The 19966-nt window shown below is 75.0% G+C and carries 19 protein-coding genes, 2 tRNA genes and 1 pseudogene; 12 read left to right on the top strand and 10 right to left on the bottom strand.

Annotated elements, in window-relative coordinates; all coding sequences use genetic code 11:
* The 4 genes from F6X68_RS17840 to F6X68_RS17855 all read left to right on the top strand — a co-directional run.
* Positions 1–230: hypothetical protein (locus tag F6X68_RS17840; protein WP_151455354.1), on the top strand; the 230-nt coding region annotated here is incomplete at its 5' end.
* 601 nt (positions 231–831) lie between these two features.
* Positions 832–908, top strand: a tRNA-Met gene (locus F6X68_RS17845).
* A 763-nt stretch (positions 909–1671) separates the two neighbouring features.
* Positions 1672–1748: transfer RNA gene (locus tag F6X68_RS17850), tRNA-Met, on the top strand.
* Between the two features lie 293 nt (positions 1749–2041).
* Positions 2042–2293: a hypothetical protein gene (locus F6X68_RS17855; protein WP_151455355.1), complete on the top strand. Its 252-nt coding sequence runs from the start codon at positions 2042–2044 to the stop codon at positions 2291–2293.
* A gap of 134 nt (positions 2294–2427) precedes the next feature.
* Here the strand turns inward: F6X68_RS17855 and F6X68_RS17860 are convergent, their stop codons facing one another.
* Positions 2428–3759, bottom strand: a complete 1332-nt coding sequence (locus F6X68_RS17860; protein WP_225852276.1) for an ABC transporter substrate-binding protein — start codon at positions 3757–3759, stop codon at positions 2428–2430.
* Between the two features lie 166 nt (positions 3760–3925).
* Here F6X68_RS17860 and F6X68_RS17865 point away from each other — a divergent pair, with 166 nt between their 5' ends.
* Positions 3926–4759 carry a phosphoribosylaminoimidazolesuccinocarboxamide synthase gene (locus tag F6X68_RS17865; RefSeq protein WP_151455357.1) on the top strand — a complete coding sequence of 278 codons (834 nt, stop codon included), beginning with the start codon at positions 3926–3928 and terminating at the stop codon, positions 4757–4759.
* 83 nt (positions 4760–4842) lie between these two features.
* On the opposite strand, the gene glpK is transcribed toward F6X68_RS17865, so the two are convergent.
* On the bottom strand, positions 4843–6327 hold the full coding sequence (glpK, locus tag F6X68_RS17870) for a glycerol kinase GlpK (RefSeq protein WP_151455358.1): 1485 nt from the start codon (positions 6325–6327) through the stop codon (positions 4843–4845).
* A gap of 93 nt (positions 6328–6420) precedes the next feature.
* Here glpK and F6X68_RS17875 point away from each other — a divergent pair, with 93 nt between their 5' ends.
* A complete protein-coding gene (locus tag F6X68_RS17875) occupies positions 6421–7359 on the top strand; it encodes a ribose-phosphate pyrophosphokinase (protein WP_151455359.1) in 939 nt (312 codons plus the stop codon).
* Positions 7360–7388: 29 nt separating this feature from the next.
* On the opposite strand, the gene F6X68_RS17880 is transcribed toward F6X68_RS17875, so the two are convergent.
* A complete protein-coding gene (locus tag F6X68_RS17880; RefSeq protein ID WP_151455360.1) occupies positions 7389–7856 on the bottom strand; it encodes an ATP-binding protein in 468 nt (155 codons plus the stop codon).
* 120 nt (positions 7857–7976) lie between these two features.
* Between F6X68_RS17880 and macS the strand changes: the two genes are divergently transcribed.
* Positions 7977–9107, top strand: a complete 1131-nt coding sequence (gene macS / locus F6X68_RS17885) for a MacS family sensor histidine kinase (protein WP_151455361.1) — start codon at positions 7977–7979, stop codon at positions 9105–9107.
* Between the two features lie 14 nt (positions 9108–9121).
* The gene (locus F6X68_RS17890; protein ID WP_151455371.1) at positions 9122–9784 is read left to right on the top strand and encodes a response regulator transcription factor; all 663 of its coding nucleotides are present in this window, start codon (positions 9122–9124) and stop codon (positions 9782–9784) included.
* A gap of 54 nt (positions 9785–9838) precedes the next feature.
* Here the strand turns inward: F6X68_RS17890 and F6X68_RS17895 are convergent, their stop codons facing one another.
* The 3 genes from F6X68_RS17895 to F6X68_RS17905 all read right to left on the bottom strand — a co-directional run bounded on the left by F6X68_RS17895 (position 9839) and on the right by F6X68_RS17905 (position 12330).
* Complete coding sequence (locus tag F6X68_RS17895) at positions 9839–10411, bottom strand: DUF5709 domain-containing protein (protein WP_151455362.1); 573 nt, start codon at positions 10409–10411, stop codon at positions 9839–9841.
* Between the two features lie 105 nt (positions 10412–10516).
* Entirely contained in the window at positions 10517–11245 is a 729-nt protein-coding gene (locus F6X68_RS17900) for an ATP-binding protein (protein WP_225852277.1), read from the bottom strand.
* A gap of 86 nt (positions 11246–11331) precedes the next feature.
* On the bottom strand, positions 11332–12330 hold the full coding sequence (locus tag F6X68_RS17905) for an SDR family oxidoreductase (protein WP_151455364.1): 999 nt from the start codon (positions 12328–12330) through the stop codon (positions 11332–11334).
* A gap of 216 nt (positions 12331–12546) precedes the next feature.
* On the opposite strand from F6X68_RS17905, the gene F6X68_RS17910 reads away from it, so the two are divergent.
* Positions 12547–13749 (top strand): glycosyltransferase, encoded by a 1203-nt coding sequence (locus tag F6X68_RS17910; RefSeq protein ID WP_151455365.1) that lies wholly within the window; start codon positions 12547–12549, stop codon positions 13747–13749.
* Here F6X68_RS17910 and F6X68_RS17915 read toward each other — a convergent pair.
* The 4 genes and pseudogenes from F6X68_RS17915 to aroA form a co-directional block, all read right to left on the bottom strand.
* Positions 13704–14667, bottom strand: a pseudogene (locus F6X68_RS17915) (hypothetical protein). The gene F6X68_RS17910 and the pseudogene F6X68_RS17915 overlap by 46 nt on opposite strands.
* A 59-nt stretch (positions 14668–14726) precedes the next feature.
* Positions 14727–15545, bottom strand: a complete 819-nt coding sequence (hisN, locus tag F6X68_RS17920; RefSeq protein ID WP_151455367.1) for a histidinol-phosphatase — start codon at positions 15543–15545, stop codon at positions 14727–14729.
* Between the two features lie 24 nt (positions 15546–15569).
* Entirely contained in the window at positions 15570–16514 is a 945-nt protein-coding gene (gene rsgA / locus F6X68_RS17925; protein ID WP_151455372.1) for a ribosome small subunit-dependent GTPase A, read from the bottom strand.
* Between the two features lie 165 nt (positions 16515–16679).
* On the bottom strand, positions 16680–17981 hold the full coding sequence (gene aroA / locus F6X68_RS17930) for a 3-phosphoshikimate 1-carboxyvinyltransferase (protein WP_151455368.1): 1302 nt from the start codon (positions 17979–17981) through the stop codon (positions 16680–16682).
* Between the two features lie 102 nt (positions 17982–18083).
* On the opposite strand from aroA, the gene F6X68_RS17935 reads away from it, so the two are divergent.
* From F6X68_RS17935 to F6X68_RS17945, 3 genes are all read left to right on the top strand, one after another.
* The gene (locus tag F6X68_RS17935; protein WP_151455369.1) at positions 18084–18791 is read left to right on the top strand and encodes an SOS response-associated peptidase; all 708 of its coding nucleotides are present in this window, start codon (positions 18084–18086) and stop codon (positions 18789–18791) included.
* A 194-nt stretch (positions 18792–18985) separates the two neighbouring features.
* A complete protein-coding gene (locus F6X68_RS17940; RefSeq protein WP_121399693.1) occupies positions 18986–19378 on the top strand; it encodes a WhiB family transcriptional regulator in 393 nt (130 codons plus the stop codon).
* A gap of 83 nt (positions 19379–19461) precedes the next feature.
* Positions 19462–19966: alpha/beta family hydrolase (locus F6X68_RS17945; protein ID WP_151455370.1), on the top strand; the 505-nt coding region annotated here is incomplete at its 3' end.

A 19966-nucleotide genomic window follows, 5' to 3' on the forward strand; every position in this document is an offset into this window, starting at 1 on the left:
AGACCGCCATCGCGGAGGTCCGGGCCGCGCAGACCTCGGGCGACTTCGAGCGGTACGGGCGCGCGTTGAAGGCGCTCGACGAGGCGCTCACCGCCTTCCAGCGGGCCCAGCAGGCCGCCAGCACCCCGGCGTCCCCGGCACCCGGCGCCAGCGCTCCCGCGTCCCCGACGCCCAGCGCCCCGGCGTCCCCGGCACCGGGTGGCAGCGCCTCACCCACCCCGGGCGGCTGACCCGCACCGCCCTCACAGCGCCCCCGGCCGACGGACCGTTCCGGTCCCGGCACCGGGGGCGCTGTCGCGTTCGCGACCACCGGCCGGGCACCGCAACCCGCTGTCCCACGTCGCCGTGGAGGAGGCGTACGCCCGGACCTGGCGGCACTGTGGGCCGGACCGGCCGCCCACCCGGCGCCGGAGGCGTGGCTGCGGCTGGTGGTCGCCCGGCTGCCCAAGACCGGTGGCGCGATTGCAGCGTTGGCGCGTGGCGCGTGGCGTGGGGCGTGGGGCGGGCGCGCGCCACACGTGGCGTTGAGCCGCACCCACCGGGCCGCCTGAACCGGTGCCGCCGCCGAACGAGGACGGCGTGCTGCTGGCGGGCGCGCTGCGCCGGTTGCCGGACGCCCAGCGGCAGGCGCTCGCCCTGTACTACCGCCTCGACATGTCGGTGCGGTCAGTACCAGTGCGGGGGCGCTCCGCGAGCAGCCAGTCGTCGTTGCCGCCCCATCGCCCGGGAGACGTAGGTGCCCGCAGACACCGTCAAGTCGTGGTTGTCGTGGAGTGTCCCCGGGGTCGTTTTGCGGCGACGGGGGTCGGTGGGATACGGTATACGAACCGACGCGGGGTGGAGCAGCTCGGTAGCTCGCTGGGCTCATAACCCAGAGGTCGCAGGTTCAAATCCTGTCCCCGCTACCACGTCGGAACGGCCCCGGACTTCAATCCGGGGCCGTTCCGCATTTCCGGGCCACCGCTGCCCGACGATCACGCGGCTCCGGCTCCGGCTCCGGCTCCGGCTCCGGCTCCTTGCCGCCTGCCGCTGCATGCCTGCCTGCCGCCTGCTGCACGCCTACCGCCGCTTGCCGCTGCCCACCTGCCGTCGCCTGCTGCTGCCCACCTGCCGCTGAAACGCCTGCCGTCGCCTGCCGCTGCCGCCGCCCGTTGGCTGGACCGGCGGTCGTGCATTGCGTCAGTGTGGAGGCGGAGTGACTGACGTCACGCGATCCGTCGGCGGACATCGGCGGGGGCGACAACACGGCGGCGAGAACCGCGACCGGTCGTGCAGGAACGCCAACGGCCACCACTGGCGACGGACGCACGGCCGAACGACCGGACAGGCGGGCGTGCGGCGGCGTGATCAGGACTCCATGGACCTTAAAAAGCCCGGATAACGTCCATGGCGTCCTGATCACCGGATTCTCGCGCGCGCGAGAAGGCAGCGTGCGCGCCAAGGGAGGCAGCCCGGAGGCGGGCCGGAGCCCGGAGGTGGCCGGGAGCCCGGAAGCGGACCGAGATGTGCCATTACCGCCACTGCGGCCGGGTGCGGCGTGAGTCGGGCTGGGGCGTCGGGTGCCTCGTGCCGACCTCCGGCGCCGGTTTGCGCTGGTCAGGGCAGGGTTTACCGCAGGATCGGGGGTCCGCTGATCATCGCCCGTCGGGTGCGCTAGAGTTAACGAGCCGACGCGGGGTGGAGCAGCTCGGTAGCTCGCTGGGCTCATAACCCAGAGGTCGCAGGTTCAAATCCTGTCCCCGCTACCACCTCGAAGAGGCCCCGGAGATTCTCTCCGGGGCCTCTTCGCATCTTGCCTCCGGCGTCGACGTGTCGCATCGGTCGACGACGGGCTTCGTCGCCCACGGACTACGACGCACCCGCCGACATGCGGGCCGGCCGGCGGGAGTGGCGAGCCTGGGACATCCACGACTCCGTGCTCCGGGTGCTCGCGGTGCGGGGCGCGGGCCGACCAACGGAACGGTGCCAGGCGTGCCCGGGCGCGGCGCGCGTTCCTGTTGACCGACGTGCCGAGGTTGCGGTTGTCGGCGAAGATGTGGGCATGTCTTCTTTCGGTAAGTGGTGGGGCCGGTTGACCGCCGTTTTCGGTGCGGTCGTGTTGTCGGTGTTCGTGCCCGTTGCGGCCTGGGCGTCCACCGGCACGGGTGAGCTCGTGGTGGAGGCCGCGCGGCGGCGGCGCGGTGGTGGCGGCTTCGGCTTCATCGGCCTGCTCTGCTGCCTGGTCGTGGTGGCCGGCGTCGTCTTCCTCCTGATGCGCATGATGCGCAACCGCCGAGGCGGTCCGCCGCGCTGAGGCGGGTCCGCCGCGCTGAGGCGGCCGCTGGCGCGCCGGTGTTCCGGCAGCGCGACGGTGCCCTGCCCTGCCTCGGCCGAGGCAGGACATCCGACCCGGCACCCCCGCCGGTGGCGGCCTCGTGGTGACCGGCCCTATCCGGCCAGCGCCGCGTCCGCCCGGGCCATGAAGCGGGTCGTCGCCGCCCGAGGGCCGGTCCGGCCGCCGCGGATGCTCTCGGCGGCCTCCAGCAGCAGCGCCCGCACCCGGGGGTGGCCCTGCGGCGGTGGGCTGGGCGCCGGTCCCAGCCGGGCGGCCAGTGCGGTGCCGAGGGCGGCCGCGCGCCGCTGCGCCGGCTCGGTGATGCTGCCCTCGACGTAGCTGCGTACGGCGAGGCTGGGGCTGAGCCCGCGCTCGTGACCGAGCACGCTGCCCGCCTCGCCGTTGCCGGTCAGGAAGTTGATCACGTCGGCGACCAGGTCGGGGTGCCGGGTGCCGCGGAAGGCCGCCCAGTACATCGACGCCCGGTGCCACTGAGCCTCCGGGGGACCCGGCATGGCGGCCAGGCCCAGCTCGGCGTCGGTGAGGCGTTGGAGTTCCGGTAGCTGGTGCGACCAGGCGAACGAGGCGGCCGTCGCGCCGGTGACCACGAGCTGCTGGATGGGTTCGCCGCCGTCGGCCTGCTCCACGAGTGCGGCGCTCGGGGTGGCCCGGCTGGAGCGGGCACGCCGCCACAGGTCGAACCATTCGATCAGCGCGTCGGCGTCGAAGCCGAGCTGTCGACCGCGGTAGAACTCACCGCCCTGGCCGCGCAGCCAGAGCCAGAGCGCCCGGTAGTCGCCGGACGGGTCCATCGTGCCGGCCACCCGGCCGTCGCTCGCCCGGGTGACCCGTCGCGCCCAGGCGACGTACTCCGCCCAGGACATTCCCGTGTTCGGCTCGGGCAGCCGCAGCCGGCGCAGCAGCGTGCGGTCGTAGACCACGGCGGCGGCGGTCTGTGCCGCTGCGACGCCGACCGTACGGCCGTCGACCTGCCCGTACCGGACCAGGCCCTGGGGCAGGGTGCGCAGGTCCAGGCGGTGGTCGGCGACGTACCCGCTGAGGTCCAGGACGATCTCGCGGCGGGCGTACTCGGCGAGCATGCTGTCGTCGAGCTGGATCAGGTCGGGCACGTTGCCGCCCGCGGCCTGGGTGGCCAGCCGGTCGTAGTAGCCGCCGGCGCCCTGCCAGGTGATCCGGAAACCGACGCGGGGATTGCGGTCGGTGTAGAGCCGCAGCACCCGCTCGGTGAGTTCGGCCCGCTTCGCCCCGCCGTACCAGAAGACCGACAGCTCGACGGGCCCGGTCTCCTCGGGGGCCGTCCGGCCCTCGGTGCACCCGGTGAGCCCGCCGGTCGCGAGCACCGGCGCACCCAGCATCGCGGCGAGCACCCGACGTCGGCCCGGATCCGCTTCGGCGCGGGGCAGCGGGGATCGGGCAACGGGCACGAAGAACTCCTGGCGGACCGGTGGGGCGGGCGGCCGGATCATTCACGCAGGCGCGCGCGAGGGTGTCAACGTACGTCCGGCCACACCACCACATCCCAGGCGTACGCATCGATGCCCGCAGCCACCGGCGGAGGCCGTGGCCGGCCCGCATGGTGTACTAGGGCGCGTGGAACTTCTGCACTCGGGCAAGGTGAGGGATGTCTACGCCGACGGCGAGGACCTGATCCTGGTCGCCTCCGACCGCATCTCGATCTACGACGTGGTGCTGCCGACGCCGATCCCCGACAAGGGCAAGCTGCTCACCGCGCTCTCGCTGTGGTGGTTCGAGCAGCTCGCCGACCTGGTGCCGAACCACGTCATCTCCGCCACCGACGTGCCGGCGGAGTTCGCCGGTCGGGCGATCCGCTGCCGGCGGCTGGAGATGGTCGCGGTGGAGTGCGTCGCCCGGGGCTACCTGACCGGCGGCGGCCTGAAGGAGTACCAGCGCACCGGCGCGGTCTCCGGCGTCGAGCTGCCGCGCGGGCTGGTCGAGGCGTCCATCCTGCCCGAGCCGATCTTCACCCCGTCGACCAAGGCGCCGGTGGGCGAGCACGACGAGCCGATCACCTTCGCCGAGGTGGTGGACAAGGTCGGCGCCGAGACCGCCGAGCGGCTGCGCCGGATCACGCTCGACGTCTACCGCCGGGGGGCCGAGCTGGCCGCCGACCGGGGCATCCTGGTCGCCGACACCAAGATCGAGCTGGGCTGGGCGCCGGACGGCACGCTGACCGTCGGCGACGAGCTGCTCACCTCCGACTCGTCCCGGTTCTGGCCGGCGGAGTCGTACCAGCCGGGCCGGGCGCAGTTCTCCTACGACAAGCAGTACGTCCGGGACTGGGCGGTGGAGAGCGGCTGGGACCGGCAGGGCCCGGCGCCTGAGGTGCCGGCCGAGGTGGTCGAGGCGACCCGGGCCCGCTACGTCGACGTCTACGAGAAGCTGACCGGCAACCGCTGGGACTGAGCGGGGGGCCGCCGGTGCCCAACGGGCTGGGCGGCCTCGACCGACGCTGGGCGGCCTCGACGAGGTTCCGGGCGGCGCGGCGGTCAGTCCACCCAGTCGAGGGTGCGCTGGACGGCCTTGCGCCAGTTGCGCAGCTCCCGCTCCCGGTGCGCCGGTTCCATCGTCGACTCCCACTGCGCGTCGGAGCGCCACTGGCCACGCAGCGTCGCCAGGTCCGGCCAGAAGCCGACCGCCAGGCCGGCCGCGTACGCCGCGCCGAGGCAGGTGGTCTCGGTGATCCGGGACCGGACCACCGGCACGTCGAGCACGTCGGCGAGGAACTGCATCAGCAGCCCGTTGGCGGTCATTCCGCCGTCGACCCGCAGCCGGCGCAGCGCCACGTCGGAGTCGGCGTTCATCGCGTCGACCACCTCGCGGGTCTGCCAGGCGGACGCCTCCAGCGCGGCCCGGGCCAGGTGGCCCTTGGTGATGTAGCCGGTCAGCCCGGCGATGATCCCGCGCGCGTCGCTGCGCCAGTGCGGGGCGAACAGCCCGGAGAAGGCCGGCACGACGTAGCAGCCGCCGTTGTCGTCGACGGTGCGGGCCAACTCCTCCACCTCGGGCGCGGTGGAGATCAGCCCGAGGTTGTCACGCAGCCACTGCACCAGTGAGCCGGTGACCGCGATCGCCCCCTCCAGCGCGTACGCGGCGGGCTGGCCCTGGATGCGGTAGGCGACCGTGGTGAGCAGGCCGTGGGTGGAGGGGACCGGGCTGGCACCGGTGTTGAGCAGCAGGAAGCTGCCGGTGCCGTAGGTGCACTTGGCCTCGCCCGGCTGGAAGCAGGTTTGCCCGAACAGGGCGGCCTGCTGGTCGCCGAGCGCGCTGGCGACCGGCACCCCGGCCAGGACGCCGGTGGCCTCCCCGTAGACCTCGGCGGAGCTGCGGATCTCCGGCAGCATCGCGGCCGGCACCCCCATCGCGTCGAGCAGCTCCGGGTCCCAGTCGAGGGTGCTCAGGTCCATCAGCAGGGTGCGGCTGGCGTTGGTCACGTCGGTGACGTGCCGGCCGGTGAGCTTCCAGATCAGCCAGCTGTCCATCGTGCCGAAGAGCACCTCGCCGGCCTCGGCGCGCCCGCGCAGCCCGTCGACGTGATCCAGCAGCCACCGCAGCTTCGGCCCGGCGAAGTAGGTGGCCAGCGGCAGGCCGGTGCGGGAGCGGAACCGCTCCTCGCCGAACGCCTGGTCGAGCTCACGCAGCAGCGGCGCGGTGCGGGTGTCCTGCCAGACGATCGCGTTGGCCACCGGCCGCCCGGTGGCCCGGTCCCAGACGAGCGTGGTCTCCCGCTGGTTGGTGATGCCCACGGCGGCGAGCCCGGCGGCGTCGGTGCCGGCGGCGTGCAGCGCCTCCCGGACCACCCGCTGGACGTTGTCCCAGATCTCCTCGGCGTCGTGCTCCACCCAGCCCGGCCGGGGGAAGATCTGCCGGTGCTCCCGCTGGGCGACGGAGACGATCTCCCCGGCCCGGTCGAAGACGATGCACCGCGAAGAAGTGGTGCCCTGGTCGATGGCGGCGACGTACTGGGGGGTCACGGCAGCACCGTACCCGGCCCGACCGATCTTCGCCGGCCGGCGGCGGGCCCCGCCGCGGAACGGGTCCCGATCACGTCCGTACGATGTGCGGACGTGCGTGACATCGCCGTCTTCAGTGGTACCGCCCACCCCGAACTCGCCGCCGAGATCTGCACCCATCTCGACGTGCCGCTGCACCCGGTGCGGGTCTCCCGGTTCGCCAACGACTGCCTGGAAGTGCAGTTGCAGGCCAACTGCCGGGAGCGGGACGTCTTCCTGATCCAGCCGTTGGTGCCGCCCGTGCAGGAGAACCTGGTCGAGCTGCTGCTCATGATCGACGCGGCCCGGGGCGCCTCGGCCGGCCGGATCACCGTGGTGCTGCCGCACTACGCGTACGCGCGGTCCGACAAGAAGGACGCGCCGCGCATCTCGATCGGCGGGCGGCTCGTCGCCGACCTGCTCACCTCGGCGGGCGCGGACCGGGTGCTGGCGATGACCCTGCACTCGCCCCAGGTGCACGGCTTCTTCAGCGTGCCGGTCGACCACCTGCACGCGCTGCGCGAGCTGGCCGAGCACTTCACCCGCTACGACCTGAGCAACACGGTGGTGGTCTCGCCGGATCTCGGCAACGCCAAGGAGGCGGCGGCGTTCGCGCGGCGGCTCGGCACCCCGGTGGCCGCCGGGGCGAAGCAGCGGTTCAGCGACGACCGGGTCAAGATCAGCGCGGTGATCGGCGACGTGACCGACCGGGACGTGATCGTGCTGGACGACGAGATCGCCAAGGGCAGTACGGTGATCGAGCTGATGGAGCACCTGCGCGAGCTCCGGGTCCGCTCGATCCGGCTGGCCTGCACCCACGGCCTCTTCTCCAGCGGCGCGTTGCAGCGGCTGAGTGAGCAGGAGGGCGTGCTGGAGATCGTCTGCACGAACACGGTGCCGATCCCCGCCGACAAGCGGGTGCCGAAGCTGGAGATCCTGTCCGTGGCGCCGGCCCTGGCCGAGGCGATGCGCCGGATCCACAACGGCGAATCGGTGAGCGCCCTCTTCGCCTGACCCGCCCCGGGCCGCAGGTCCCGCAGGGGTCAGTCGCGGCGGTGGCGGCCGGTGTGCTGGGGGGCCGCGACGGCGGTGCTGATGCGGACCGTCGTGCCGCGGGCGCCGGTCTCCACGTCCATGCTGTCGCTCAGCTCCCGGGCCAGCCAGAGACCCCATCCGCCGGCGGTGTCGGCGGCGGGGCGGCTCCGGTCGCCCAGCCGCTGCGTGCTGATTCCCTGCCCGTGGTCGGCGACCTCGCAGAACAGGTGGCCCGACTCCCGCCACAGCCGCAGCCAGCCCCGGCCGCCGCCGTGCCGGACCGCGTTGGTGATCAACTCGTTGACCGCGAGCACGAAGTCGTCCAGCCGTTGCCCGCTCAGCCCCGCCGCGTGCGCGCAGGAGGTGACCGAGTGGCGAAGCTCGGTCACCTGGGCCTGGTCGAAGGCCTCGGCGATGAGGAGGGAAGGTTCGATGGGCACAACCGTACGCTGTGCTCCGGGTTCCGCATTCGTCATGGCCCCGTCCCGACAGCGGATCGTGGATGTTTCGCGGCATTTCCACCGTACGTCAGGGTTTCTCCGGCCGCATCCGACGGCCCACAGGACCGTCCTGGCGGCTGTGGCATCGTGACGGGCGTGTCGACGCCGCCCGGTGGTTTCGAGGTCCCGCTCTGGCGCGCCATCGCCGTGTTCCGGGTGGCCTCCCTGGCGTACGTCTGCGTGCTGGCGCTCCGGGACGCCGACCGGTACGCCCATCCGCTCGCGGCCGGCGGCCTGGTCCTGCTGATGGCGGCCTGGACCGGCGTGACCGCCGTCAACTACGCCCACCCGGCCCGCCGAGGCTGGCCGCTGCTCCTGGCGGACCTGGGGGTCGTCGTCGGCATCATGCTGGCCACCCCGTGGGTGATCGGGCGGCCGGCGCTCGCCGCCGGCGTGCCCAGCCTCACCGTGGCCTGGCTGGCCGGGCCGGTGCTGGCCTGGGCGGTCTCCGGGGGCCGGCGCCGGGGCACGGTCGCCGCGCTGGCGCTCGGCGCGGTGGACCTCGCCACCCGCGAACGGATCGGCCAGTCGTCGCTCACCGGGACGATCCTGCTGCTGCTCGCCGGCGTGGTGGTCGGGCACGTCGCCCGGCTGGCGGTGACCGCCGAGGAGCGGCTGCACCGGGCGGTGGAGCTGGAGGCCGCCACCCGGGAGCGGGAGCGGCTGGCCCGGGACATCCACGATGGCGTGCTCCAGGTGCTGGCGCTGGTGCAGCGGCGCGGCGCCCACCTGGACGGCGAGGCAGGGGAGCTGGCCCGGCTCGCCGGGGAACAGGAGGCCGCGCTGCGCGCCCTGATCGGCGGCGCCACGCCGGTCGCGCCCACCGCCCACGGCGGGCCGGTGGACCTGCGTGGGCTGCTCGGCCGGTACGCCTCGGCGACGGTCTCGCTGTCCGCGCCGGCCACCCCGGTGCCCCTGCCCGGGCGGGTCGCCCACGAACTGGCCGCCGCGACCGCCGCCGCCCTCGACAACGTGGCCCGGCACACCGACGGGCGGGCCTGGGTGCTCGTCGAGGACGAGGGGGCGACGGTGACCGTGTCGATCCGCGACGAGGGGCCGGGGTTCCCGGACGGCCGGCTGGAGGAGGCCGCCGCCGAGGGCCGGCTCGGCGTCGCCCGGTCGATCCGGGGCCGCCTCGCGGACCTCGGGGGCACGGTGCGGATCACCTCCGCGCCGGGCGCCGGCACCGAGCTGGAACTGACCGTTCCGAGGGAGGGACAACCGTGACAGGCGTACGGGTGATGGTGGTCGACGACCACCCGATGTGGCGGGAGGGGGTGGCCCGGGACCTCACCGAGGCCGGCCACGTCGTCGTCGCCGCCAGTGGAGAGGGTCGGCAGGCGCTGCGGGTGGCCGCCGCCGCCCGGCCGGACGTGGTGATCCTCGACCTGCAACTGCCGGACGTCTCGGGGGTGGAGGTGGTCCGCGGGCTGCGCGCCGTGCTGCCGGAGGTGCGGGTGCTGATGCTCTCGGCCAGCGGCGAGCAGCAGAGCGTGCTCGACGCGGTGAAGGCGGGCGCCACCGGCTACCTGGTCAAGTCGGCTGCCCCGGCGGAGTTCCTGGAGGCGGTGCGCCGGACGGCGGCGGGGGAGCCCGTCTTCACGCCCGGCCTGGCCGGGCTGGTCCTCGGCGAGTACCGCCGGCTCGCGGCCGACCCGGACGGCGCCGGACACGCCGGCGGGCGCGACGCCCGGGGTGCCGGCCCGGCGCCCCGCCTGACCGACCGGGAGACCGAGGTGCTGCGCCTGGTCGCCAAGGGGATGTCCTACAAGCAGATCGCCGAGCGGCTCGGGCTGGCCCACCGCACCGTGCAGAACCACGTGCAGAACACGCTCGGCAAGCTCCAACTGCACAACCGGGTCGAGCTGACCCGGTACGCGATCGAACGGGGCCTCGACGACTGAGGGGCCGCCGGGGAACCGCCCCCGAAGGGTTCCCCGACGGCCCCCCGGGCCGGTTCAGACCGAGTGCGGTGGACGCGTCTCGTGGATGGCCAGCTCCTCGGCGCTCGCGCCGCCGCCGGCCGAACCGGCGTCGTACGCCACCGAGTCGGTCTCCTGGTCGGTGTGCGCCCCCTCGTCCGGTTCGACGAGCCGGCCGACCTGGCCGTCGCTGACACTGCCCAGCTTGCCGTGGTCGTAGAGCGACACCGGCGAGTCCGGGTCGGAGGTGGGGCCGGGATCGATCACGTCCGCGTCGAGCTGGGCCTGCGCCGCCGCCTCCTGGCTGTCGGCCTCGGCGGCGATGTCCGGGTCGACGGGGCCGGCGAGCGGGTCGTCGGCCGGGCGTTCGTGCTGCTCCCGGTCGAGCTTGTAGTCCAGCGACTCGCCGTCGAGCTGCTCCTCGGCGGTGTTCCCGTACCGGTCCACCGCGACCGGCGTCCGGTCGCCCGGCAGCTGGGCGGGCTCCGGACCGTCCGCCTCGCGCCCGGTCAGGACGTCGTCGTTGGCGGTCGAGTCGTCGTCGGCGGTGTCGGGCAGGCCCTCCGCCTCGGGGTCGGACACGGGGGTCGGGTACTCGTCGTCGCGCATGGCTGATCACTACCCACTGCCCTCCCGGCATAACCGGTGCCGCCCGTGGCCATCCGGGCGGAAGGGACACGTCGGGGGACGCCGGGGCAGGAATCGGGGCGGCGCTCAGCCGGGGTGGGCGGTGGTCTCGTCGTCGGCGTGCAGCACGCACCAGACGACCTTGCCGTCCGGCACCCGGCTGCTGCCCCAGCTGCGGGCGACGGTGTGGATCAGCAGCAGGCCGCGCCCGCCCGCGGTGTCCAGCGGCGGCTGTCCGGTGAACGCCGGCTGACGCGGCGAGTGGTCGCGTACCGCCAGGTGCAGCGCGCCGCCCCGGGGTGCCAGGCGGACCGTCATCGGGGTGTGCGCGTGGGCGACCACGTTGTTCACCATCTCGGTGACCGCGATGCCGGCCGGCTCGATCAGCTCGGGCAGGTCCCAGCGCCCGCAGCCCTCCGTCACGAGCTGCCGGGCCTGCCGGGCCGCCCCGACGGCGGGGGGAAGGTCGGTCTCGGCCACTGCGGCCAGCGGCGCGGCGGCAAGCCCGGCCAGCGCCCCGGCCAGGGTCGGCCAGGCGGGCACCCCCTCGACGGCGCCGGTCGGATCGCAGAGCAGCAGGTCGGCGGCGGGCCAGTCGCGTACCTCCCGGCACACCTCGGCGAAGACGTCCCGGGCGGCCGGGTCGGTCACCCGCAGGGCGGTGAGGTCGGCGAGGACCGGGCCGGGTCGGCAACAGAACTGAGCGAGCAGGCCGTCGCGCACCACGCCGACGCCGGACCGGTCGAGCGTCCCGGTCAGCCGGAGCACGCCGGACGCCCCGTCCGCCTCCACCCGGCAGCCCGCGTCGGTGGACATGATCGGCTCCGTCCCGCCTTGCGGGCCAGGCAGCGCACCGTGCACCGTCCGCCCGGACCGCGCACCCGACCGCTCGGCCCCCGGCATCAGCGTCTCGTTCCCGCGCGGCGGGTCATCGCGGCCACCGTCCCGACGGCCGTCCCCGCCGCGGCCAGCCCGAAGGCGGCGGTCATCCGCACCAGGTGCCGCCGCCGGCCGTGCCAGCCGCCCTCGCGCTGCGCCGCCGCGTCGGCGTGGAAGACGTTGCCGGTGCTCTCCGGCCGTGGCGCGGGCCCGAACTGGGTGCGGTGCGCGTACCAGCCGAGGACCCGCTCGGCGAACGCCGGGGCGAGCCGCCACTGGAGGCCGATCAGCCGGGCGGCGCCGCCGGCGTACGCCTCGCGCCTCGGGCGGCGCAGCAGCCGGACGATCGTCTCGGCCACCACCTCGGGCGGGTAGACCGGGGGCGGCGGTACCAGTTCCCGGCCGCTGTGGTTGGCGGCGTGCCGGAAGAACGGGGTGTCGATGGTGGCCGGCAGCACCGTGCAGATGGAGATGTTGCCCCGCCCGGTGACCCGCATCTCCTGGCGGACCGTGTCGGCCAGCCCGCGGATGCCGTGCTTCGTGGCGTTGTACGCCGACTGGTAGGGCATCGCCACCTCGGCCAGCACGGAGGCGTTGTTGACCAGCACCCCGCCACCCGCCGCGCTCAGGTGGGGCAGGGCGGCCCTGGTGCCGTACGCGGCGCCCAGCAGGTTGACCTCCAGCACCCGGCGGAACTCCGCCACGGGGATCTCGTCGAAGAGCCCGACCGCGCCGACCGCGGCGTTGTTGATCCAGCCGTCGATCCGGCCGAACTCGGCGACCGCGCGGGCGGCGAGCCGCTCGACGGCAGCCGGATCGGTCACGTCGGTCGGCACCGCCAGCGCCCGCCCGCCCAGCTCCCGGCACCGCACGGCGACCTCCTCCAGCGCCGCTTCGCTGCGGGCGGCCAGCACCACGGCGGTGCCGCGCCGGGCGAGGGCGTACGCGGTGGCCGTACCGATGCCGCTGGAGGCGCCGGTGAGCACGACGGTGGCGTCGGCGAGGCTGCGGGTGAGAGGCATTCCTCGCCCGTACCCCCGTCGGCAGGGGTCATGCGGCCGGCGCCGGTCGGATACTCGCGGCCCCGGATCGGGGTGTCGCCCGCCCCGCAACAGTTGCCGTCGCGCAAGCACCCGCCGGGCTCTTCCCGATCTGCCAGGTTTCGGCTCCCGGGGGTTCGGTTAATGGGACCCTCTGACCGAGGACCACCGCTTGAGAAGATCGCATGGAGGTGACCCATGCGCGTCGGCCTCGTCTGCGCGCACGCCGGCCCAGCCAGGGGCACCGACGGCCTGACCGTCGGCACCCACCAGCACATCGCCCGGGTCGCCGCCGAACTCGCCGCGCGGGGCCACGACGTCCGGGTGTACGAACGCCGCGACGACCCGGCCCTGCCGGAGACGGCGACGGTCGAGGGCTACCGGGTGGAGCGGGTGCCGATCGGCCCGGCCGCCCCGCTGCCCACCGCCGAACTGGTGCCGCACGTGTCGGCGTTCGGCGCCTGGCTGGCCGAGAGGTGGACGGGCGACTGGGATCCCGAGGTGGTGCACGGGCACTACTGGGTCGGCGGGCTGGCCGCCGCGCACGCGGTCCGCGAGACGGACGTCCCGGTGGTGCAGACGTTCCACTCCCTCGGCGTCGAGCAGCTGCGCCACCTCGGCCGGCAGTACGACGGGCCGGGGGAGCGGATCCCGCTGGAGCGGGCGCTGACCCGGGCGGTGGACATCGCGGTCGCCCAGTGCAACGACGAGGTCGACGAGCTGACCCGGATGGGGTTGCAACGCGCCTCCGTGGCGATGGTGCCGGCCGGCGTCGACACCGCGCAGTTCCACCCCGACGGCGAGGCCGCGCCCCGCGACCAGCGGGCCCGGATCCTCTCCGTCGGCGGGCTCTCGGCCGGGCACGGCCAGGAGGACCTGATCCGGGCCATGCGACTGGTCGGCGACGCCGAGCTGGTGATCGCCGGCGGCCCGCCCGTCGGGCAGCTCGCCAACCACGCCGAGGCCCGGCGGCTGCGCGAGCTGGCCGAGCGCAGCGGGGTGGCCGACCAGGTGAAGCTGGTGGGCGCGGTGCCGCACGAACAGATGGCCACCTGGTACCGCTCGGCGGACGTGGTCGCCTGCACCCCGCACTACTCGTCCGCCGGCCGGGTGTCGCTGGAGGCGATGGCCTGCGGGGTGCCGGTCGTCGGCTACTCGATGGGCGGGATCGCCGACGCCGTGGTCGACGAGGTCACCGGCCGGTTGGTGCCGCCGGGCGACGTCCGCGCGCTGGGCGTGACGCTGCGCCGGCTGCTCGCCGACAACGCCGGGCGGTTCGCGTACGGGCACGCCGCCGTCGACCGGGTGCGGTGCAGCTACACCTGGGAGCGGACGGCGGGCGCGCTGGAGCGCCTCTACGAGCGGGTGGTGAGCCGCCGCAAGCCGGTCGAGGCGGCCTGACCGGGGCCGGCGGTCCGAGGCGGCCTGACCCGGGCCGGCCGCTCCCGGGCCCGTTCAGAGCGGGCGACCGGGCGCTCCGACGCCCACCATGCGCCGGTCGCGTTCCCCGGCCACCGCGTGGTGGTGCTGAGGTTCGGCGTACCGGGTGAGACCGATGACCGCCGCGAGGGTGACCAGGAACCCGACCGCGGCGAGCCACTCCCGCCCGGGCCAGATCTTGTCGTTGAGCAGGAGCAGGCCGACGATCGCGGCGGGCACCGCCCCGGCGGCGTCCATCGCCGCCACGGCGGCCGTGGTCGAGCCGCGTTGCATGGCCAGGCCGAGCAGCAGCTGGCCGACGACCGAGTGGACGATCAGCAGGTAGAGCAGCGGATCCTGGACGAACGCCTCCGGCGTCGGGGCGGAGGCGAGGGGCCGGGCGGCCACCGCGGCGGCGGAGAACGCCAGCCCGGCCAGCGCGCCGAGCGCCACCGAGCCGGGCGCCCCGTGCAGGCGTACGGCGAAGAAGCCGATCACGGCGATCACGCCGAGCGCCACCGCCAGGGCGATCAGGCCGGCGGTGCCGAGCGGCTTGGCCGGCGCGGGCTCGGCGGAGAGCACCAGCGCGGTGATGCCGGCGAACAGCAGCACCAGCAGGGCCACCTCGGCGGCCGGCAGCCGCCACTTCAGCACCAGCACGCCGAGCAGGGCGGTGACCCCGAGCCCGGCGGCGACGCTGGACTGGACCAGGAACAGCGGCAGGTCCCGGCGGGCGAGCAGGGCCAGCACGAACCCGGCGACCTGGCAGCCGAGCCCGACCAGGTACGTGCGGTGCCCCGCCAGCCGCAGCAGCAGTCCCGGGTCGAAGGAGTGGTGCACGGTGGTGCGGGCGGCGGCCACCGACTGGAGCAGGTTGGCGACGCCGTACGCGACGATCATGGCCGCGAGGAAGCACCAACCGGAGGAGACCACCTGGCGAGGATAGAGGCTGCCGGAGGTCAGTGCTCGGTTGGCCGACCCAGCCGGGCGAGGATGTCGGCGTGCAGCGCGCCGTTGCTGGCAACGGCGCTGCTCTCGGTGCCGGCGTCGCCGGAGGGGGCGGGCCGGCCGGCCAGGTCGGTGAACGTCCCGCCCGCCTCGGTGACGATCGGCACGAGCGCGGCGACGTCCCACAGCGACAGCTCCGGCTCCACCATCACGTCCAGCGCACCCTCGGCCAGCAGCATGTAGCCGTAGAAGTCGCCGTACGCCCGGCTGCGCCAGGTGTCCCGCATGAGCTGGAGCATCGCGTCCAGCCGCCCGGCAGACTCCCACCCCGTCAGCGACGAGTAGCAGAAGCTCGCGTCCGCGAGGTCCCGTACCGCGGAGACCCGGATCGGCGTGCCACCGGCGGCGTCCGGCCCCGCGTACGCGCCCTCGCCGAGCGCGCCCCACCAGCGGCGGCCGAGCGCCGGCGCGGAGACCAGTCCGGCGACCGGGCGGTCCCCCTCCAGCAGCGCGATCAGGGTGGCCCACACGGGCACGCCCCGGATGAAGTTCTTCGTGCCGTCGATCGGGTCGACCACCCAGCGGCGACCGTCCGGGCCGCTGGCGGGCTCCTCGCCGTACTCCTCGCCCAGCAGACCGTCGGCCGGCCGGTGCACGGCCAGCAGCGCCCGGATCTCCCGCTCCACCGCGGTGTCCGCGTCGGAGACCGGGGTCAGGTCGGGTTTCGCCTCGACCCGCAGGTCGAGCGCGCGGAACCGGGCCGTGGAGACGGCGTCGGCGGCGTCGGCGAGCAGGTGGGCGAGGGCGAGGTCGTCGGCGTACCCGGGCATGCCCAAACGGTAGCGGCGACCGGGTCAGGACCCCGCGAGCGGGTCGCCGGGATTCCGCTGGTCGGGTTCGCGCGCGTCGCCCTCGCCCGACCGGGAGGCCAGCAGCCGGCGGTACGAGGCCAGCCGCCGCGCGTCGGCCTTGCCGGCGGCGATCCAGGCGTCCAGCCCGCAGGCGGTCTCGTCCGGCGTGTGCGGGCAGTTGGCGGGGCAGTCGACCGTCCCCTCGACCAGGTCGGGGAAGCCGTGCAGCAGGCTGTCGGCGGAGACGTGCGCGAGCCCGAAGCTGCGTACCCCCGGGGTGTCGACGATCCAGCCGGCGGGGGCGTTCCCGCCGTGCGCCGGGTCCCGGGGCAGTCGCAGCGCCACCGCGCTCGTGGAGGTGTGCCGGCCCCGGCCGATCGCGCTGACCGTGCCGACCGCCCGGGCGGCGTCCGGCACGAGGCGGTTGACCAGCGTCGACTTGCCCACCCCGGAGTGCCCGACCATGACCGAGATCCGCCCGGCGAGCAGGTCGCGCAGGGCGTCGAGGTCGGAGTCCGGGCGGATCAGCACGTACGGCAGCTCCAGCTCGGCGTAGTAGTCGAGCACCGCCTCGGGGCCGGCCAGGTCGGCCTTGGTGAGGCAGAGCAGCGGCTCGATGCCGGCGTCATACGCGGCCACCAGGCACCGGTCGATGAAGCCGGTGCGCGGCGGCGGGTCGGCCAGCGCGCTCACGATGACCAGCTGGTCGGCGTTGGCGACGACCACCCGTTCCAGGCGTCCCTCGGCGGTGGTCTCGTCGTCGTCGGCGGTGCGCCGCAGCACCGACGTCCGTTCGGCGATCCGGACGATCCGGGCCAGCGCCCCGGCCGCGCCGGAGGTGTCCCCGACCAGGCCGACGCGGTCGCCGACCACCACCGACTTGCGCCCCAGCTCCCGGGCCCGCATCGCGGTGACCAGGGGCGCGTCCGGCTCGGCGTCGGGCGGCACGCACGTGTAGCGGCCCCGGTCGACGGCGATCACGAAGCCGTCCACCGCGTCGGAGTGCCGGGGTCGGGTGCGGGTACGCGGGCGCGACGACTTGCCGGGCCGCACCCGGACGTCGTCCTCGTCGTACTCCCGCCGTCTGGTCGCCAGGACCCGCCCCCCGTCGTGTCAGCTCTTGCCGGTCACCAACGCCGACCATAGTGCCGGAAACTCGGGCATGGTCTTCGAGGTGCATGCCACGTCGCTCAACTCGATGCCGGGGACGGCCAGGCCGGCCACGGCGGCGGCGTGCGCCATCCGGTGGTCGTGGTAGGTCTCGAACACCCCGCCGTGCAGCGGCCGGGGCCGGATCTCGAGCCCGTCGGGGGACTCGGTGATGTCGGCGCCGAGCGCGGCGAACTCCCGCGCCAGCGCGGTCAGCCGGTCGGTCTCGTGGCCGCGGATGTGGCCGACGCCGGTGAACACCGACGGCGAGTCGGCGAGCATGGCCAGCGCGGTGAGCGCCGGGGTCAGCTCGCTGACGTCGGAGAGGTCGGCCTCGATGCCGTGCACCGCGCCGGTGCCCCGGACCGTCAGCCCGTCGGTGGAGAGGGTCACCTCGCCGCCCATCCGCTGGAGCAGCGAGCGGAGCTGCTCGACGGGCTGGGCGCTGCTGCGCGGCCAGCCCTGGAGGGTCACTTCGCCGCCGGTCACCAGGGCGGCGGCGAAGAACGGCACGGCACCCGAGAGGTCCGGCTCGATCTCCCAGCCGCGCCCCGTCAGCGGGCCCGGCTCGACCACCCACACGTCGGGGGTGCCGTCGTCGACCGCCGCGCCGGCGGCCCGGAGCATCTGCACCGTCATCCGCAGGTGCGGCGCGGAGGGCACCGGCGGGCCCACGTGCCGGACCACCACGCCCCGGTCGAAGCGCGGCGCGGCCAGCAGCAGCCCGGAGACCAGCTGGCTGGAGGCGGACGCGTCGATCACCACCTCGCCGCCGGCCACCCGCCCGGCGCCGAGCACGGTCAGCGGCAGGCTGCCGGTGGCGGGCGCGTCCACGCGCGCGCCGAGGGAGCGCAGCGCCCCGATCAGCGGGCCGAGGGGCCGGGTGCGCGCCTGCGGGTCGCCGTCGAAGGTTATCCGCCCGTCGGCCAGGCCCGCCACGGGCGGGACGAAGCGCATCACGGTGCCGGCCAGGCCGACGTCGACGTGCGCGGGGCCGACCAGCGGGTGGGGGCGGACCAGCCAGCGCTCGTCGTCGCTGATCGACATGTGCGCGCCCATCGCGCGCAGCCCGGCGGCCATCAGCTCGGTGTCCCGCGCGCGCAGCGGCCCGGCCAGGGTCGACGGTCCGCCGGCCAGCGCGCTCAGCACCAGGGCGCGCGCGGTCATCGACTTGGACCCGGGCAGGCGCAGCGTCGCCGCGACCGGGTCGGAGGCGGTCGGAGCGGTCCACGGCTGCGGCGGCCGGGTCGCGATCAGGTTCCCCACGGTTACATTCTGCCGCGTCCGACGGCGGGTGGCGCCGGCCGGCACGCGTCCTCCCGGTCAGCGGGACAGCCGGGCGGCGCGCGGCGGGTTAGCGTGTGCGGCATGTGCGGGAGGTACGCGACGACCCGGAGCGCGGGCGACCTGAGCGCGCTGTTCGAGTCCCAGGACGAGACCGGCGACGGGGTAGGCCCCGACCACAACGTCGCGCCCACCGATCCGGTGCCGCTGGTGCGGGTCAGCCCGGAGGGCCACCGCGCGCTGTCGGTCGGCCGCTGGGGCCTGGTGCCGTCCTGGTCCAGGTCGCCCGCGGGCGCCGCCCGCATGATCAACGCCCGCGCCGAGACGGTCGCCACCAGCCGGGCGTACGCCGGGGCCTTCGCCCGCCGCCGCTGCCTCGTCCCCGCCGACGGCTGGTACGAGTGGGTCCGCGCGGCCGACGGGCGCAAGCAGCCCTACTACATGACCCCGTCGGACGGCTCGGTGCTCGCCTTCGCCGGCATCTGGTCGGTCTGGGACGGCTCCGGCGGCCCGCTGCTGACCTTCAGCGTGCTCACCACCGCCGCGTTGGGCGAGTTGGCCGAGGTGCACGACCGGATGCCGCTGCTGCTGCCCCGCGACCGCTGGGGGGCGTGGCTGTCGACCGACGAGCCGGAGGGCCTGCTCGCGCCGCCCCCGCCCGACTGGCTCGCGGCGCTGGAGATCCGCCCGGTGGGCACGGCGGTGGGCGACGTGCGTAACGACGGGCCGCAGTTGACCGAGAGGGTGCCGCTCGCCCGGGCCGCCGCGCCGGAGGAAATGACGCTCTTCTGACAGTCCGACACATTGTCGGGCGTGATTTGCCAGAGTTGCGGGCGAATCGTCGCCCCGACGTTCACCCATATTCGCCGTGAAGTCTTGTCCCGGTGTCCGGAAGTGCGATACAACACAGCGCCGGTAGTGGGCGCGACTCGCACGGGGCGGACGACGCACACCGATCTTGCCGGTCCCACGGGGGAGGTGGGTGGATGACACGGGCACGTATGCCCCGGCCGCACGAGGTGGCCACCGCACGACGGGATCCGCGGCTGTTGCGGGCGTTGCGGGAGCGGCGACAGGACGAGGCGTGGCGCACCAGGGGAACCTGCCAGAACGTCGACCCGGAAACGTTCTTTCCGGCGCCGAACGAGCCGGCCGACGCGGCCGTCGCGCTCTGCCGCAGCTGTGACGTGCAGGGATCCTGCCTGGCCTGGGCGCTGGACGTGGGTGACTGCCACGGCGTCTGGGGCGGTACCACCCCGCGCGAACGGCGGGCGATGCTGGTCGCCTGGCGCGACGAGGTGCAACCGGATCCGGACGCCGCCCGCGAGGCGGGTCCGCCGGTCCGGGACCGGCTGCTCACCCTGGTGCCGCTGAGCTGACCGTCGACTGAACCGGTCGCAGCCGGCCCGCCACCTCGGCGGGCCGGCTGCCCGTCGTGCCCCGGACACCGCAGAATGGGCCGATGCCCGAGGACGACGACGTACCCACCCCGCGCGGGCCCGCCCGGGTCGACACCGACCTGCCGGCGGGTGCGCCGAGCGCCCTGCTGGTGCTCGGGCACGGCGCGGGCGGCGACGTCGACGCTCCCGACCTGCGTGCGCTCCGGGACGCGGCGGTCGACGCCGGTCTGGTGGTGGCCCGGGTGACCCAGCCGTACCGCGTCGCCGGACGCCGTGCGCCGGCACCGGCGGGGCACCTCGACGAGGCGTGGACCGCCGTGCTCGCCGTGCTGCGGCAGCGGCATCCCGGCGTACCCCTGCTGGTGGGCGGCCGGTCCAGCGGCGCGCGGGTGGCGTGCCGCACCGCGCCCGCGGTGGGCGCCGCCGGGGTCGTCGCGCTCGCGTTCCCGCTGCATCCGCCCGGCCGCCCGGATCGGTCGCGGGCGGCGGAGCTGGCGACCGGCCTGCCGACCCTCGTGGTCAACGGCGACCGTGACCCGTTCGGGGTGCCGGAGCCGGGGTCGGGGG

It is taken from the genome of Micromonospora sp. AMSO12t (genome assembly GCF_008806585.1).
GTDB classification, from domain to species: Bacteria; Actinomycetota; Actinomycetes; order Mycobacteriales; family Micromonosporaceae; genus Micromonospora; species Micromonospora reichwaldensis.

Bases quoted from the DNA above. Each gene is read 5' to 3' on its own strand.
- F6X68_RS17855 (WP_151455355.1), top strand. From the start codon at position 2,042: ATGTCTTCTTTCGGTAAGTGGTGGGGCCGGTTGACCGCCGTTTTCGGT.
- F6X68_RS17880 (WP_151455360.1), bottom strand. From the start codon at position 7,856: ATGACGAATGCGGAACCCGGAGCACAGCGTACGGTTGTGCCCATCGAA.
- F6X68_RS17890 (WP_151455371.1), top strand. From the start codon at position 9,122: ATGGTGGTCGACGACCACCCGATGTGGCGGGAGGGGGTGGCCCGGGAC.
- F6X68_RS17895 (WP_151455362.1), bottom strand. From the start codon at position 10,411: ATGCGCGACGACGAGTACCCGACCCCCGTGTCCGACCCCGAGGCGGAG.
- F6X68_RS17900 (WP_225852277.1), bottom strand. From the start codon at position 11,245: ATGTCCACCGACGCGGGCTGCCGGGTGGAGGCGGACGGGGCGTCCGGC.
- F6X68_RS17905 (WP_151455364.1), bottom strand. From the start codon at position 12,330: ATGCCTCTCACCCGCAGCCTCGCCGACGCCACCGTCGTGCTCACCGGC.
- F6X68_RS17910 (WP_151455365.1), top strand. From the start codon at position 12,547: ATGCGCGTCGGCCTCGTCTGCGCGCACGCCGGCCCAGCCAGGGGCACC.
- hisN (WP_151455367.1), bottom strand. From the start codon at position 15,545: ATGCCCGGGTACGCCGACGACCTCGCCCTCGCCCACCTGCTCGCCGAC.
- F6X68_RS17935 (WP_151455369.1), top strand. From the start codon at position 18,084: ATGTGCGGGAGGTACGCGACGACCCGGAGCGCGGGCGACCTGAGCGCG.
- F6X68_RS17940 (WP_121399693.1), top strand. From the start codon at position 18,986: ATGACACGGGCACGTATGCCCCGGCCGCACGAGGTGGCCACCGCACGA.